The 15,452-nt window shown below is 44.7% G+C and carries 12 protein-coding genes; 7 read left to right on the top strand and 5 right to left on the bottom strand.

Annotated elements, in window-relative coordinates; translation table 11 throughout:
• The first annotated feature begins 147 nt into the window (after positions 1-147).
• Positions 148-444 carry a hypothetical protein gene (locus R7Q47_RS11775; protein ID WP_248486274.1) on the top strand — a complete coding sequence of 99 codons (297 nt, stop codon included), beginning with the start codon at positions 148-150 and terminating at the stop codon, positions 442-444.
• Positions 445-540: 96 nt separating this feature from the next.
• Here the strand turns inward: R7Q47_RS11775 and R7Q47_RS11770 are convergent, their stop codons facing one another.
• Positions 541-1,590 carry a hypothetical protein gene (locus R7Q47_RS11770; RefSeq protein ID WP_017634220.1) on the bottom strand — a complete coding sequence of 350 codons (1,050 nt, stop codon included), beginning with the start codon at positions 1,588-1,590 and terminating at the stop codon, positions 541-543.
• Positions 1,591-2,029: 439 nt separating this feature from the next.
• Between R7Q47_RS11770 and R7Q47_RS11765 the strand changes: the two genes are divergently transcribed.
• The 4 genes from R7Q47_RS11765 (at position 2,030) to R7Q47_RS11750 (ending at position 5,734) form a co-directional block, all read left to right on the top strand.
• A complete protein-coding gene (locus tag R7Q47_RS11765) occupies positions 2,030-2,491 on the top strand; it encodes a hypothetical protein (protein WP_005388493.1) in 462 nt (153 codons plus the stop codon).
• Positions 2,492-2,584: 93 nt separating this feature from the next.
• Positions 2,585-3,058: a copper chaperone PCu(A)C gene (locus tag R7Q47_RS11760; RefSeq protein ID WP_005375841.1), complete on the top strand. Its 474-nt coding sequence runs from the start codon at positions 2,585-2,587 to the stop codon at positions 3,056-3,058.
• 608 nt (positions 3,059-3,666) lie between these two features.
• Positions 3,667-4,422 carry an SDR family NAD(P)-dependent oxidoreductase gene (locus tag R7Q47_RS11755; protein ID WP_248486272.1) on the top strand — a complete coding sequence of 252 codons (756 nt, stop codon included), beginning with the start codon at positions 3,667-3,669 and terminating at the stop codon, positions 4,420-4,422.
• 415 nt (positions 4,423-4,837) lie between these two features.
• Positions 4,838-5,734: an NAD(P)-dependent oxidoreductase gene (locus R7Q47_RS11750; RefSeq protein ID WP_411912874.1), complete on the top strand. Its 897-nt coding sequence runs from the start codon at positions 4,838-4,840 to the stop codon at positions 5,732-5,734.
• 484 nt (positions 5,735-6,218) lie between these two features.
• Here the strand turns inward: R7Q47_RS11750 and R7Q47_RS11745 are convergent, their stop codons facing one another.
• The 4 genes from R7Q47_RS11745 to R7Q47_RS11730 form a co-directional block, all read right to left on the bottom strand.
• Positions 6,219-7,976, bottom strand: coding sequence for a sodium:solute symporter family transporter (locus tag R7Q47_RS11745; RefSeq protein ID WP_017821226.1), 1,758 nt, complete (start codon positions 7,974-7,976; stop codon positions 6,219-6,221).
• Between the two features lie 449 nt (positions 7,977-8,425).
• Positions 8,426-9,049 (bottom strand): bifunctional 4-hydroxy-2-oxoglutarate aldolase/2-dehydro-3-deoxy-phosphogluconate aldolase, encoded by a 624-nt coding sequence (locus tag R7Q47_RS11740; protein ID WP_005388506.1) that lies wholly within the window; start codon positions 9,047-9,049, stop codon positions 8,426-8,428.
• A 78-nt stretch (positions 9,050-9,127) separates the two neighbouring features.
• Complete coding sequence (locus tag R7Q47_RS11735) at positions 9,128-10,060, bottom strand: sugar kinase (protein WP_318089012.1); 933 nt, start codon at positions 10,058-10,060, stop codon at positions 9,128-9,130.
• Between the two features lie 34 nt (positions 10,061-10,094).
• Positions 10,095-10,430 carry a cupin domain-containing protein gene (locus tag R7Q47_RS11730; RefSeq protein ID WP_005450851.1) on the bottom strand — a complete coding sequence of 112 codons (336 nt, stop codon included), beginning with the start codon at positions 10,428-10,430 and terminating at the stop codon, positions 10,095-10,097.
• Between the two features lie 420 nt (positions 10,431-10,850).
• Here R7Q47_RS11730 and R7Q47_RS11725 point away from each other — a divergent pair, with 420 nt between their 5' ends.
• Together R7Q47_RS11725 and R7Q47_RS11720 are read left to right on the top strand one after the other, a co-directional pair.
• A complete protein-coding gene (locus R7Q47_RS11725) occupies positions 10,851-13,016 on the top strand; it encodes a heparinase II/III family protein (RefSeq protein WP_248486268.1) in 2,166 nt (721 codons plus the stop codon).
• A 17-nt stretch (positions 13,017-13,033) separates the two neighbouring features.
• On the top strand, positions 13,034-15,184 hold the full coding sequence (locus R7Q47_RS11720) for a heparinase II/III family protein (RefSeq protein WP_248486591.1): 2,151 nt from the start codon (positions 13,034-13,036) through the stop codon (positions 15,182-15,184).
• Positions 15,185-15,452 lie beyond the last annotated feature (268 nt).

Below are 15,452 nucleotides of genomic sequence, written 5' to 3'. Positions count from 1 at the left end.
CCTTCTACGCTTAAGAAAAAGTGTCACTTCGGTGGCACTTTTTCTTTTCACCTTACTTTGCTTCCCAAGCTCAAACCAACAAATTCTCAGTCAAAGCCTTTTCTCTCCGTTACACTTTACCTATGTTTCACAACATTGGTGACGACTATGAAAAAACGCAACCTCATTTTGTTAATCTTGTTTTTTGGTTCAGCCACGAGCTTAGCTAGCGTTATGGATCCTGACTGCGATGCAGAAAAGGCAGCTAAAGCCGCTGCGACAAAAGCCGTGGTTGGTGTTGGGGGTCGCTGTACGCCTAAAGAGGCACTGAAAGATACCGCAGTTAATGCAGGAAAAGACAAATTGCCAGATGAAGGGATGGCGGGTAAAGCTGTTGATGCAATGACACCGGAAAAAGAGAAGAAAACGGTGAAAGACGTAACCAAAAAGCTCAATAAAGATTGATACGCTTTCTTGTAGTTAACTTTAATAGCGAAACTCCCCCCTCCCAAAAAAAAGAGCGCCGATTGACGCTCTTTCCGAACTCTAATAGATAACCAATTATGCGGTTTCTGCTTCACCTATCCAATGATAATGGTGGTTGGCTTTTTTTCCCACTAAACCGAGCTCTGCCAATTCTTCAAATACCTTGTCTACCTCTTCCGCAGACAGCCTAAACTGTTTAGCAACGGCTTTTTTGGTGCACGTAATTTGATGCGTTTTAAGTGCATCGCTAACTTGCTCTAACAAGGTTTTCGGTTCCTTTGGTTCTTCTGGCTCCGGCGCAGCTGGTATTTCTTGCTCTTCTTCCTCTTTTATATGAGGAAGATAACCCGCAGGCGCTGGGTCTATATCGCGAACTGTTTTCAATATCATGCCCTCATTTCTGCGATAGAAATATCGGAACCGTTGCTCTTCACCAATCAAGCCAACAAAAAATGCAGCAAAGAAGTCCAAAAGAATCGAAAGAAATACAACCAAGCCAAGCTGAGCTTGCTGAGAGGTGGTACCAAATGCGTTGGCTAGGCTATCAATCAAACCAATCACTGAGCCTTGCGTAACCGGCGGTAAACTATCACGCTCCATAGCCAAGCGTTGCTGCTCTTCACGTAAGGTTTTGTTTTGATCCTGAATGCGAGTTACACCAGTCGCGATACGCTCCATCTCGATGTATTTCTGCGCTGCCATATTGTTGAGCTCAATCTGCTTATCGATTGCCGCAATCTGACGATTAAACGCTTCCACTTTCGCCTGCTCTACCGAAATATGACTTTGTGCACTATTGGTTGCACTATTAATCCCACCAATACTACCGCCAATGGAAATCGCAGCTAAGACTAAATAAAACACGAGAGCGGTTGCTGCTCCTGTGTAGTTGCGATGGGCTCGGCGCTCACCGTATTCATACCAAGCGTAAAATTTACCTGCTTCAAAAATGATCGCTAAACCACCAAATAAGGTTTGCATCATCGGGTTTTCGTCGATAGACAAAAACAGCAATAGAGAAAAAATAGTCGATGCTAAAATCGCAGCACCGGTGAATGCATATACACTCACCATGGCAAATCGACCTTTAGGGTATCGATATCCAATCTGTTGTTCGTATTTCATTTGAGAAATTTCTTAAGATTAATCGCCCCTCCGACTAAGTAGGACGGACGTTTCTGGCATGTACAAAGGGGCGCAGAATACCGTATCCTTTATTAAATTACTGTCATAATTCCGTTAATGGAAAACAAGTGGAGATTCGGTGTGCATTTTGAATCGATATCAGCCAAATCTAGCACGTAAAAACACCACCACGACACCCACTAACCGAAGCTTCAGTGGCATATAAGAGAGATTAATTCGGTATCTTCAAAAGCGACTAGGCAAGACTGACAAGTTGAATTGGAGGTTGTGAATGTCAGCCGAATCAAAACATTAAAGCGTTAAAAATAGGCAATAAAACAAATAATGCACACTTGCATCACCTTTTAGTAAACTGATAATTACATTGTTTGGTTAATTTGTTAGTATCCCGCGCCGAAGAAGATAAGCACTCAATTGTATGGAAAACACTCTAATACAGCACAAACACCATCGCTTGCACGCTATTGCGGTTATTATCGCGGTGTTGTTTCAGTTGTATTTAGCGTCCACAGCCGCTCTTAACCCTACACAAGTTCACAGCACAACTTGGCTCAACAAAGTCCAAAGTGAAAAGGTTTTACTGTGTACCGCAGATGGTTTCAAATGGGTGGATATCAATACGTTGATTGAGGCTAACGCTCAATCTTCTTCTAAGCTCATCCAAGATCTTAACTTACACGACGGCTTCCAGTTTGAATGCCCGCTTCTTCAAGCTGTTCAATTCTTTCTTTTAGTTGCGATTGGGCTTTACCTGACAACCATCCATTGGCTGCGCCGAGTAAAGTATGCACTGACGACTTATCACTTTTCAAAATGCGATAAGCTCGTTTACAAACACATCGCGCCTAAGCACTCTCCGCCGAGTGTTTTTCCTGCCTAACAGGCATCTAATCATTGACAACTTTATTCAAAAATAACGATGACTCTGTTTGTTGTCCATTCAGAGAAGCTATTAATTCAAAAGGAAAAACACATGCTTAAATCATTAAAAACCGCCGCTATCGCGCTTATTGCTGTCATCGCTAGCCCACTGAGTTTAGCGCACGATTATGAAGCAGGAAAAATTCATATCGACCATCCATGGAGCCGCGAAGCGCCACCAAACGCACCTGTTATCGGTGGTTTTTTTCAATTAACCAACCACGGTGACAGTGAAGATGCATTGATCGCAGCAGAAAGCCCAATCGCAGGGCATGTCGAAATTCACACGCATAAGAAAGAAGATGGTGTGATGAAAATGATTAAGATTGACGAAGTGCGCGTTCCAGCCAATGACTCAGTGTTGTTTAAGCCAGGCAGCTTCCATTTAATGATTTTTAACCCAACACAAACTCTTAAAGAAGGCGACCGCTTCCCTATGACGTTAACATTCAAAAACGCGGGTAAAGTGGAAGTAGAAATGGCGGTTGAAAAACAAGGTCACATGGAAAAACACATGCACCATTAATGACGTAAACAAAAGTGCCCGCTGATTTAGCGGGCATTTTTATCTCAGCTTAGTCAAAATCATTATTCCGGTAGATCCTAACTCGACTCTTCAGAATAATGGTGATGAATAACGCTCGGCGAAACGGGGTCACATATCATAACAGCGTGCTCGGGCAAGAGATTCTAAATCACGCTCGTTCCTCGCTATTCAGAATGACCTTGAAAGACTTAAGATCCTAAAAAGGTTCCCTACCCGCTTAAAACTCAACCTCTCGACAAAGTTATCCAACCATCACTTGGCAAGCCTAAATGAAATCATAAGTTTGGCAACAAAGACCCACGGTTAATCGGCTTTCTTTCTACTTGCAACAAACCTCGGCCCAACGAGCTAAGCCCGCAGCTATAAGCTCAATTGTTTATATATCCCGATTATCCTGACTAGATACAAATCATGCACGACCGTAAAAGTCGATATATGCCACTGGATGAGTCAGCATCTAAAGAAAGTACGTGATCGACTTCTCATTGTTGGTGTTTCTCTGTTTATTAAACTAATTTGTATTACAATAATACTCTATGTTAAATAAAAAATCCTTTCCAACTCTACAAACATGAGAGAACACCATTATGTCTACTAAAATTGCATTTATTTCTGGTGCTACTGGCGGTATCGGCTTCCAAGTGGCAAAGCGTCTTGGTCAGGATGGATACACGGTCATTCTAAACGGCATTGAAGATAAAAAAGGTTCGGAGTGTGTCTCCAAACTACATAACGCAGGAATTGAGGCTGAATACTACGGTTTTGACGTTACAGATGAACATGCCGTCGATGAAAACATCAATGCTATTGGTGAAAAATACGGCAAAATCGATGTTGTCGTTAATAACGCAGGTGGTCTTGGTGGTCGTAGTCCTATTGAAGGTATGGAAACTGATTTTTTCCGTAAAGTCATGGCTTTAAACCTCGATAGTGCATTCTTCGTATCACGCGCAGCGATTCCATTTCTAAGAAAGTCTGATAATGCATCAATTATCAACTTCACTTCAAACGCGGCTTGGAATGCAGGTGGTCCAGGTGCAGGTATTTACGGTACATCAAAAGCCGCCGTTCATACATTAACTCGCGCTTTAGCTAAAGAGTTAGCTCCGGCTGGAATTCGTGTCAATGCAGTATCTCCTGGCACTATCGATACACCATTCCATGCTCAAATCAAAGCAACCAAGCCTGAAGTATTTGCTTCTTGGGCAGACAGTATTATGCTTGGACGCCTAGGCCAGCCAGAGGAAGTCGCCTCTGCTATCTCTTTTCTGGTAAGTAAAGATGCATCATTCATTACCGCAGAAACACTGCAAATTGGTGGTGGTCAAGCTTTAGGCATTTAGTACCAATAAGTCTTTTTACCTATCAGTAAGTACGCTTTAGTACTGATTTGATAACGGCCGCAGTATGTTTGTACTGCGGCTTATCCTTATACCACCTCGCCTTTCACCCCATCTGGAACGTTTCACCCATTTTTGGTATAGACAGTATTCCTCTAGCTGAAACAAAATCACTTGTATTACAATAAATCTTATTTTTTACGTTATTTAAGCCTCCTAAAGGCTTTGTTCACGATAAAATGGAAGCGTGATGAATCCGCTTTTCTTATATACACTGATGAATAAAACCCCCACAAACCTTACTTACATCTCACTTTTAGAAAAAATTCATCCCAAGCCCGCTATGCTCATAATTTTCAATTGCAAAAGCCACAATAGTCATTATGATTACTAACAAGAAATATAATCATACAATAGTATTTTTGGAGTTAAAATGACTAAACCTATCATTGGTTTCATCGGCCTAGGCTTGATGGGCGGAAACATGGTTGAAAACCTACAGAAACGTGGTTACGAAGTTGCTGTAATGGACCTCAATAAAGATGCTGTTGACGCAGTACTAGCTCGTGGAAACGCTTCTGAAGCTTCTTCAGGTAAAGAGCTAGCAGAGAAAAGTGATATCGTGATGCTGTGCCTAACAACATCTGAAGTTGTCGAAAAAGTTGTTTACGGAGACACTGGTGTTCTAGCTGGCATGTCAGAAGGTAAAACACTCATCGACTTCGGTACATCTATTCCAGCTTCAACGAAGAAGATTGGCGCTGACCTTGCTAAGAAAGGGGCTGGTATGATTGATGCGCCTCTAGGTCGTACACCTGCCCACGCAAAAGATGGTTTACTGAACATCATGGCCGCAGGCGACGTCGAAACATTCAATAAGGTTAAGCCAGTGCTGGACGATCAAGGTGAAAACATATTCCACCTTGGCGCACTAGGCTCTGGTCACGTAACTAAGCTTGTGAATAACTTTATGGGTATGACAACCGTAGCAACCATGTCTCAGGCATTTGCTGTTGCTAAACGTGCTGGTGTTGATGGCCAACAATTATTCGACATCATGTCTGCAGGACCATCAAACTCACCATTTATGCAATTCTGTAAGTTTTACGCCGTAGATGGCGAAGAAAAACTAGGCTTCTCTGTCGCAAACGCAAACAAAGACCTCGGTTACTTCCTTGCTCTATGCGAAGAGCTTGGTACAACTTCCCTAATTGCAGAGGGCACTTCTAAGAGTCTACAAGCGGCAGTTGATAAAGGCCTTGGTCAAAATGACGTTCCAGTCATCTTCGACTACTTTGCAGAGCTAGAAGCTTAGTCACACTCAGTTGCAACTAAAAGCCCAGCAACCAATGTAGCTGGGCTTTTTTGTTTTTCCCCAGACGCTCATCACTCCTTGATACCCTAGCCACTCCATTAAGGTTTTGCAGGGCTGCCTCTTCCAATTCTCTTATATATTTTCCACTAACACTTCAAAACCTCTCTCCTATTTCTGGCGTACGCCTCATTAAAGCTACGTCTGATTTAATGCTTTTTCTTTGCTAAGAAGGCACACATATTTATTTAAATAGACAAAGCATCAGGTTTGGGGTGTAAAGTGTAAACACGGCGTGCAAAGAAAGTTAGATTGCTTTTTCGCTTTAGGCTGACGACTCTAATGTGAATATAGTCGCACCTTATTGGGAGTTCCCCAATACAACGAATAACAACAAACGATGCGCCACGCTTTCTCAGTCAGCTTGATCAAAAAATCCCACGGCTTTAACACCGCGGGATTTTTCATTGAGAGTCTTTAACTTTGGTTAGCTTTTCGCGTTAGCTAACTTTGGGCTTTTAGGCCCTCGGGCTGCGTTCACCAATAGAACACCCACCGAGAGAACAATCGCACCACACAAGATAAACAGTAGTCGACCAGATGGTTCATTTGGAATTAGAGCCATAGCTAGGATACCGAAGCCCGCTACGCTGATAAGCTTACCAAGCATGCCGCGCTGTTTTGTATCTAGGTTCTGCTGCTCTTCGCTGTCAGCCACAAGTGGCGTATTCCAGTTCTCGAACAATTGGTCCACTTCTTTCTCACGTTCAAGTGATAGACCTTTGTAGAAGCGCGTTGTCAGCAAGAAGAAACCACCGGTGAAGATAACGTGTGCCGCTAAGCTCAAGCCAACTTTTAGGTCTGCCCACTCACGTCCTGTAAACGCTTGCTCTAGACCGAATAGGCGCTCTACATCTTCTGCTTGTAGTGAGATACCGAAGATGTAAGAAACAAAGCCACCAACAACCAGTGTTGCCCAACCAGCCCAATCCGGCGTCTTACGAATCCACATACCAAGTAGTACAGGAATCAGCATTGGGAAACCAATTAATGCACCGACGTTCAGTACGATATCGAACAGGCTCAAGTGACGTAGTGAGTTAATGAATAGACCGATACCAATGATGATGAAGCCCATCACGATAGTCGTTGCTTTACTCACGATAACCAGTTCTTTTTGCGACGCTTGTGGACGCACAATCGGGCTGTAGAAGTTCATCACAAAGATGCCCGCGTTACGGTTAAGACCAGAGTCCATTGAAGACATGGTCGCCGCAAACATTGCTGACATCAGAAGACCCACCATACCTGCTGGCATTACGTTTTGTACGAATGCTAGGTAAGCTGCATCACCACCTACTGAGCCGTATTGCTCTGCGAAATCAGGCATAAATGCCGCAACGTACCAAGGTGGTAGGAACCAGATGATAGGACCAACAATCATCAGCACACATGCAAGACCTGCAGCTTTACGTGCGTTTTCACTGTCTTTTGCACATAAGTAGCGGTAAGCGTTGATGCTGTTGTTCATGACACCGAACTGTTTAACAAAGATGAACACAACCCAAAGGATAAAGATACTGAAGTAGTTCAGGTTGTTACCCAGCATGAAGTCGCCGTGGAAGTTCGACACGATGTTGCCAATACCGCCACCATGGAAGTATGCCGCCACCGCACAAGTGATCGTCACTGCCATGATAACCAGCATCTGCATAAAGTCAGATGCAACAACTGCCCAAGAGCCACCCGTTACCGCCATTAGCATTAGCACTAAACCCGTAACGATGATGGTCGCTTCCATAGGAATGTTGAAGACCGCTGCCACGAAAATCGCAAGACCATTCAACCAAATACCGGCTGAGATCAAGCTGTCTGGCATACCAGCCCAAGTGAAGAACTGCTCTGAAGTCTTACCAAAACGTTGACGAATTGCTTCAATCGCCGTCACTACACGTAACTGACGGAACTTTGGAGCAAAGTAGAGATAGTTCATGAAGTAGCCAAATGCGTTGGCTAAGAATAGGATTACAACAACGAAACCGTCATTGAACGCGCGTCCTGCGGCACCTGTAAACGTCCATGCTGAAAATTGCGTCATGAAGGCGGTAGCACCTACCATCCACCATAACATCTTACCGCCCCCTCGGAAGTAGTCACTGGTTGAGGTAGTGAACTTACGGAACATCCAACCAATTGCAACTAAGAAGAAGAAGTAGGCAAGAACAACAAGAGTATCAATAGTCATTTTTTCAGCCTTTCAAGTTTGATCATTTTCTAACGTCTAGACTACTCTTCTCATAACCCCATTTGTACTACAATAAGCTTTAATTGTGATCTAAAGCATAAGTTATTCAACGAAAAAAACACGTCAAATCCCTTACTTTCTTAGACCAATGGCTTTCTAGGAGATAATTGCCACTCAGAACACCTCAACATATTGTAATACAAATTGTCTAATTGAAATTTATTAGAGTATGGAATATTTTTCTTCTTCGCGCTTTGTCTGAAGATCAAAAATGCGCGGCATTTCTTTGAAGGAAACGTAATGAGATGTTTCGAAAAATTGGATAGAAAGTAGGATTTATATGAATGCGATTCTTAACTCTCGCCTCTTTCAAACTTTCAAACACAAAAAAGCGAGCACTGATGCTCGCTTTTCATTCTTTCGCTAGTTTTATCGGGGTGTTACGACACTTATGCTACGTGAGCTACTGCGTCGCGAACCAGTGTCCCTAGTTCATCCCACTTACCTTCATCGATAAGTTTTGTTGGCACCATCCAAGTGCCGCCACATGCCAGTACTGAAGGGATAGACAGGTACTCGTCTACGTTACCTAGGCTCACGCCACCTGTTGGCATGAATTTCACTGGGTAAACCGCCGTTAGTGCTTTAAGCATACCAACGCCGCCAGATGGCTCAGCAGGGAAGAACTTAAGTGTACGCAGACCCATTTCCATCGCTTGCTCAACTAGGCTTGGGTTGTTTACGCCAGGTACGATAGCCACGCCTTTGTCTAGGCAGTATTGAACCGTGCGAGGGTTAAAGCCAGGGCTTACGATAAAGTCCACACCAGCTTCGATCGCTTGGTCAACTTGCTCGTTAGTTAGGATCGTACCTGCACCGATCAGCATTTCTGGGAACTCAGCGCGCATAGCACGAATCGCTTCTGCAGCACACTCTGTGCGGAACGTGATTTCTGCGCAAGGCATACCGTTTTCAACCAACGTGCGGCCTAGAGGGATCGCATCTTCTGCTTTGTTGATGGCAATAACAGGAATTACTTTTAGGTTTGCTAATTGTTCGTTTAATGTCGTCATAAGAGTGTACTCGTCGTCGTTAACTTGAGTTCAATAAATCACTGCGGAGCGCCGATTACTCAACGCTCCGCAAAAGAATTACAAAGGAAGATCTGGCATCACTTCACGTGGAATGATGGCACCTTTATGTTGAATTACCGCGCCAGCCATACAGTGGCCAGAGTAAGCCGATTCCGCTGCATTGCCGCCAGTCAAGCGCTTCGCCAAGAAGCCCGCACTGAAAGAATCACCAGCCGCTGTTGTATCAATCACGTTGTCGACTTTGTTTGGCGCCACGTATTGCGCTTCGCCATTCGCCACAACCAAGCAATCTTTGCTACCACGTTTGATGATGATTTCATCCACGCCCAGTGCAGAGGTTCTCTCGATGCACTGTTCTAGATGCTCGTCACCGTAAAGCATTTGCTCATCTTCAAATGTGAGCAGTGCGATATCTGTGTGCTTAAGGATCTTAAGGTACCAAGACATGGCATTCTCGTGGCTTTCCCACAATTTAGGACGGTAGTTGTTATCGAAAATAACCTTACCACCTTGTGCCTTGAAGCGCTCAAGGAAGCCAAACAGTTGTGTCTTACCTTCTTCAGTAAGGATCGCTAATGTAATACCGCTCAAGTAAACCGCATCGTACGAGTAAAGTTTGTCAACTAATAGCGGAGACTCGTTTTGTTCGAATAGGAACTTAGCGGCCGCTTCGTTACGCCAGTAGTGGAAGTAACGCTCGCCAGTTTCATCGGTTTCGATGTAGTAGATACCTGGTTGCTTTTCTTTAACGGAAAGAACCAGACTAGTATCGATGCCCTCTTCTTGCCATGCTGATAGCATTTCTTGGCTAAAAGGATCGTTACCCAGAGCCGTTACATAGCTGGTTTTGATATCGTGAGCTTTGGTCAAACGAGATAAATACAGTGCGGTATTCAACGTATCACCACCGAATGACTGCTTTAGCTGACCTTCCTTTTTCTGTAGCTCAACCATACATTCGCCAATGACCGCGATGTTTAATGATTTCATGTTGTCACCTTAGCAACTGAGGTTGCGCTATAGATTATTTTAAGAAGTCTTCACGAGCTGGGTTGAAGATGTCTAGAAGAATGCTGTCTTGCTCTAGTGCAACCGCACCGTGCATCATGTGCTTACGAGCAAAGTATGCATCGCCTTCTTTAAGTACTTTCTTCTCGCCTTCGATTTCTGCTTCAAAGCTGCCACGTACCACGTAACCGATTTGATCGTGAATTTCGTGAGTATGCGGAGCGCCAATCGCGCCTTTGTCGAAACATAGGTGAACCGCCATTAGGTCATCTGTGTAAGCAACAATTTTACGTTTGATACCGCCGCCTAGCTCTTCCCACGGGTTCTCATCTAATACAAAGAAAGAATTCATCGTCATACTCCTAAAAAGTCTCTATTAAAGCGAACCCTACGGCACTTCATTCTTAACCATGCTTTATTAAAAGGTCCTCTTAAAAAAGCGTCGTATTGATAAAAGTGAAACGCGAAGCGAAAGGGTCTGCTGTCGAATTGGTAACGAGCATATCCGATCTTCTTTAATTGTCATACAATATATCTAAAAATATGTGATATTCATCAAACGGTGCTCGTTAAAGCATTCCACTTAACGATTGATAACGCCGAAAAATCAGTCACAACAAGGATTATCACAACAATACAAATCAATGGGTTAGCTAAATTCGCGTGATTTCACTCTCCCTTTTTGCCACAAAAACTACACCCAAACTTAATATTGTATTACTTTATAGAAAGTTTAAGAAAACAACACACTTCATCTGAGGGTGGTAAAGAAATGACTACACAACCGATTTTGTTGACTGAAGCAGAAGTCGAACTACTAAGAAAGGAAGTCGGAAAGCCGAGCTTAATGGGCAAATCCATTGAAGCGAATCGCAAGGAACTTGAAGCCTTCATGCGTCTGCCTCTAGACGTACCAGGTCACGGCGAAGCGGGTGGCTACGAGCACAACCGCCACAAACAAAACTATACCTACATGAACTTAGCGGGTCGTTTGTTCTTGATCACTCAAGAAGAAAAGTACGCGCAGTTCGTTAAAGATCTTCTCGCTATTTACGCAGAGAAGTACCTCACTTTTGATTTCCACGTACAGAAAAACACTAACCCAACAGGTCGTCTTTTCCACCAGATCCTTAATGAACACTGTTGGTTAATGTTTACTAGCCTTGCTTACTCTTGCGTGGCATCAGTGATGACAGAAGAAGAGCGCACAGCCGTTGTTGAGCGCATTTTCGAACCAATGCTAGACATGTTCACAGTGAAATACGCGCACGATTTCGACCGTATTCACAACCACGGCATCTGGGCAGTTGCTGCTGTTGGTATTTGTGGCCTAGCCATTGGTAAACCTGAATATCTAGAGATGTCGGTATACGGTCAAGACCGTGATGATACTGGCGGCTTCCTAGCGCAAATCTCACAGTTGTTCGCCCCTTCTGGTTACTACATGGAAGGCCCTTACTACCATCGTTATGCGATTCGTCCAACTTGTGTATTTGCAGAAGTAGTACACCGTCACATGCCTGAAGTAGACATCTACAACTACAAAGACAAAGTGATTGGCAACACAGTACAAGCGATGCTGGCAACGGCTTATCCGAATGGTGAGTTCCCTGCCCTAAACGACGCATCTCGTACCATGAGCATTACCGACATGGGTGTTCAAGTTGCAGTGAGCGTTTACAGCAAGCACTACGGTCTAGACGATAACATCCTAGGCATGGCGAAGATTCAAAATGCCGTTTGGATGCACCCATGTGGTCTTGAGCTTTCTCAAGCCTACGATAAAGCCATCGCAGACCGTGAAATCGGCATGCCTTTCTGGCCAAGTGTGGAACTAAACGAAGGTCCAACCGGTAACAACGGTGCACAAGGCTTTATCCGTATGCAGGATAAAACCGGTGATGTGTCACAGCTTGTGATGAACTACGGTCAACACGGTATGGGACATGGTAACTTCGATACGCTTGGCATTACTTTCTTCAACCGTGGTCAAGAAGTGCTGCGTGAATACGGCTTCTGTCGCTGGGTAAATGTAGAGCCTAAATTCGGCGGTCGTTACCTAGACGAAAACAAATCGTACGCACGTCAAACTATCGCGCACAACGCGGTAACGATTGATGAGCAATGTCAGAATGGTTTCGATGTAGACCGCGCTGATTCAGTGCACGGTTTGCCTCACTTCTTTAAAGTAGAAGGCACTGAAATCAACGGTATGAGCGCGTTTGCGAACGACCATTACCCGAACACAGACATGCAGCGCAGTGTGTTCATGCTTAACCTAGATGAGCTTGAAGCACCGCTATTGCTAGACCTTTACCGCATCGAAGGTGAAGGCGGGCATCAGTACGACTACTCTCATCAATACGATGGTCAAATCGTACGTACTAACTTCGATTACCAAACCTTTGGTGAACTGAGCACGCTTGGCGATGACTTCGGTTACCAACACCTTTGGAAAGTAGCAAGCGGCAAAGTGCAAGATATGGCGCTGGTTAGCTGGCTACAAAACAACACCTACTACACTTGGTTAGGCACAAGTAGCAGCGCGAAACAGAACGGCGATAATGAAGTGATCTTCACTCGCACTGGCGCCAATGACCCAAGCTTTAACCTACGTAGCGAACCGGCATTCATTCTGCGCAGCAAGGGCGAATCGACGCTATTTGCTTCTGTGCTAGAAACACACGGCTACTTCAATGAAGAGTTTGAGCAATCGGTGAATGCACGTGGTCAGGTGAAAGATATTCGCGTCGTGGGTTACAACGCCGTTGGCAGCATCGTAGAAATCACTACTGAGAAATCACTGGTTACTGTGATGATCAGCAATGTGTTAGGCGCTGACGACCAAACCCCACACCAAGTAGAAATGAACGGTAAAACCTACAGCTGGAATGGCTTCTACTCTCTAGAAGTGAACGCATTCGGGCAGGAGAAATAATAATGAGCTACCAAACCCTGTCTTACCAACCGCTATTAATGAACTTTGAAGAAGCGGCAGAACTAAGCAAAGCACTTGGCACGGATAGCCTATTAGGAAATGCATTAGCACGTGACATCAAACAAACTGACGCTTACATGGCCGAGGTTGGCATTGAAGTTCCCGGTCACGGCGAAGGTGGTGGTTACGAGCACAACCGTCACAAGCAAAACTACATCCACATTGATCTAGCGGGTCGCCTATTCCTTATCACTGGCGAACAGAAGTACCGCGATTACATCGTGGACATGCTAATGGCTTACGCGAAGGTATACCCGACGCTAGAAAGCAACACCAGCCGTGACTCTAACCCTCCGGGTAAGATCTTCCACCAAACTCTGAACGAGAACATGTGGATGCTATACGCGTCTTGTGCGTACAGCTGCATTTACCACACATTGGAAGAAGAGCAAAAAACACTGATTGAAAACGACCTGTTCAAACAAATGATTGAGCTGTTCGTAGTCACTTACGGTCACGACTTCGACATCGTACACAACCACGGTCTGTGGGCAGTAGCAGCAGTAGGTATCTGTGGTTACGCAATTAACGATCAAGAAGCAGTCGACAAAGCGCTTTACGGCTTGAAACTGGACAAAGTGAGCGGCGGCTTCCTAGCTCAGCTAGACCAACTGTTCTCGCCAGATGGCTACTACATGGAAGGTCCTTACTACCACCGTTTCTCGCTACGTCCAATCTACCTGTTCGCAGAAGCGATTGAACGTCGCCAGCCTGAGCTTGGTATTTACGAATTCAACGACTCGGTCATCAAGACCACGTCTTACGCAGTATTTAAGACGGCATTCCCAGATGGTACTTTGCCAGCACTGAACGATTCATCGAAGACGATTTCGATCAATGATGAAGGCGTAATCATGGCAACGTCAGTATGTTTCCACCGTTACGAGCAGTCTGAAACGTTACTTGGCATGGCAGACCACCAGCAAGATGTTTGGGTTCATATCTCAGGTAAAACATTGTCTGACGCGGTTGCAGCCGCAGATAACATCAAACCATTCAACTGGGGTAGCCTATTCGTAACAGACGGTCCAGAAGGCGAAAAAGGCGGCGTAAGCATTCTTCGTCACCGTGACGAGCAAGATGATGACACCATGGCGCTTATCTGGTTTGGTCAACACGGCAGCGATCACCAGTACCACTCTGCGCTAGACCACGGTCACTACGATGGTCTGCACCTGAGCGTGTTTAACCGCGGTCATGAAGTGCTGCACGATTACGGCTTTGGTCGCTGGGTAAACGTTGAGCCTAAATTTGGCGGTCGTTACATCCCAGAGAACAAGTCTTACTGTAAGCAGACAGTCGCGCACAACACAGTAACGGTTGACCAAAAGACGCAAAACAACTTCGACACAGCGCTAGCAGAAACCAAGTTCGGTTCTAAGCACTTCTTCAAAGCTGATGATGAAAAGCTGCAAGGCATGAGCGGTCGTATTTCTGGTTACTACAACGGTGTAGACATGCAACGCAGCATTATTCTTGCTGAATTGCCAGAATTCGAAAAACCGCTTGTGATTGATGTTTACCGCATCGAAGCAGATCAAGAGCACCAATACGACCTGCCAGTGCATTACTCTGGTCAAATCATCCGTACGGATTTTGAATACGACGTAGAAAGCACGCTGCGTCCAATGGGCGAAGACAACGGCTACCAGCATCTATGGAATGTGGGTTCAGGCCAAGTTGAAGGCAGCTCGCTCATAAGCTGGTTGCACGACAACAGCTACTACTCGCTAATCACAAGCGCTACAAACGGCGGCAAAGTGTTCTTCACTCGCACTGGCGCAAATGATCCAGACTTCAACTTGAAGAGTGAGCCTGCACTGATCCTACGTCAATCTGGTCAGAACCACGTGTTTGCTTCTGTGCTAGAGACACACGGTTACTTCAACGAGTCTATCGAAGCATCGGTTGGCGCTCGTGGCCTAGTAGAGTCAGTAACCGTCATTGGCAACAACGAAGTGGGTACCGTGATTCGTCTGCAAACTACCACAGGCAACGCTTACCACTTCGCTATCTGCAATCTAGACGAAGACAAGCAAAACGCGGCACATCGCGTTGAGTTCGACGGTGTGGCTTACACTTGGGAAGGCGCATTCGCACAAATTTAATCTTTAGCTAGTCACTAAAAATTAATGTAAAAATCGGGAACTAATTCAAAGCCGGACGTCATGTTCGGCTTTTTTTGATTGTTTACATGACTCTACATGAGCTTATCAATTAGCGTTTAATCATAGTAAAACCGTTAATAACTCTTAGGAAAAACAGACATAACTTAACCTTACGCCTTATCAAAGACACCACTTATAGATATAGAACTCTTCTGAGATTTAATTAACACTTTTACTATTTAACTTATGACTAAACTACTCCCCAACA

This window comes from Vibrio sp. Vb0349 (assembly GCF_033338975.1).
This window is presented reverse-complemented; position numbering and strand designations above follow the sequence as displayed.